We start from the raw sequence: 1,044 nt of genomic DNA on the forward strand, positions 1-1,044 counted from the left end.
CCCCCTGAAACTTAAGGCTTGAACAAAACAGAAATGGCCTGCGTTCGACAAAGCACTTAAGAATCCCACTGCTTTAGCTGTGGGAGTGTCAAAGAATACGGAGCAGACACAGTCGTAGGCTTCCATACGATAGATGACATTCCTTTCACAGAAGAATACCAGGTCAGATATTATGAGATGTACCATAACGTTTTTGACGATTTCGACCAAATAATCGGAGAACAGGTCTGGAACTTCGCGGACTTTGAAACCAAAGTCGGTGTCAACCGTGTACAAGGAAATAAAAAAGGAATTTTCACTCGCCAGCGCCAACCTAAAATGATTGCGCATGAATTAAGAAAAAGGTGGACTAGTATTCCAGACTTTAATTATAAAAAATAATAAAAAAAGACCGAGAGCTGGACAGTCACTAAGCTCACGGTTAAATTTAGAAATGAGGCGAAAGGTATGCAGTGTGCCATTTGCAAGTGCCAGACGATATCAATGAGACACCCTACAACCAAGCATCTGTTTCACTTTTGCCCGAACTGTGAGTTTATTCAAAAAGATGCGAGCCATTATTTAACTGATCAGGAAGAGTTTATCCAGTACGAATTTCATGAAAACTCCATTGATGATCCGAACTATGTGGCTTTTTTTGAAAAGTTTTTAAATAAAGCTGTTTTTCCATATGTCCCAAAAGGCAAGCGAGGATTAGATTTTGGTAGTGGGCCGTCACCGGTGCTCTCTCAGTTGATGGAAAGAGACTATGGGTATGATTTTACGATTTACGATAAGTTTTATGCACCGGACTCGCTCTACACATCAAAAACCTACGACTTGATTACGTCAACGGAAGTCATTGAGCATATAGAAGACCCACTCGCTGTTTTTAAAAAGTGGGTCAGTTTAATGAAAGAGGATGCCATCCTTTCCGTTATGACCTTGCTTCATCCTGAAAAAGAAGAGGACTTCTGGAATTGGTTTTATATTAGGGACTTGACACATATCTCTTTCTTCAGTGCCCGGACGATGGCTGTAGTGGCTGAAAGAGTAGGACTGGAG

1 protein-coding gene and 1 pseudogene are annotated in these 1,044 nt (G+C 41.1%); both read left to right on the plus strand.

The features are described 5' to 3' along the window. Positions 1–93 precede the first annotated feature (93 nt). Positions 94–381 (plus strand): annotated as a pseudogene (locus tag ABDZ53_RS09740) (glycoside hydrolase family 2 TIM barrel-domain containing protein); the annotation flags it as partial. 66 nt (positions 382–447) lie between these two features. Then, positions 448–1,044: class I SAM-dependent methyltransferase (locus ABDZ53_RS09745; RefSeq protein WP_343756013.1), on the plus strand; the 597-nt coding region annotated here is incomplete at its 3' end.

It is taken from the genome of Alkalibacterium iburiense, assembly GCF_039521845.1.
GTDB classification, from domain to species: Bacteria; Bacillota; Bacilli; order Lactobacillales; family Carnobacteriaceae_A; genus Alkalibacterium; species Alkalibacterium iburiense.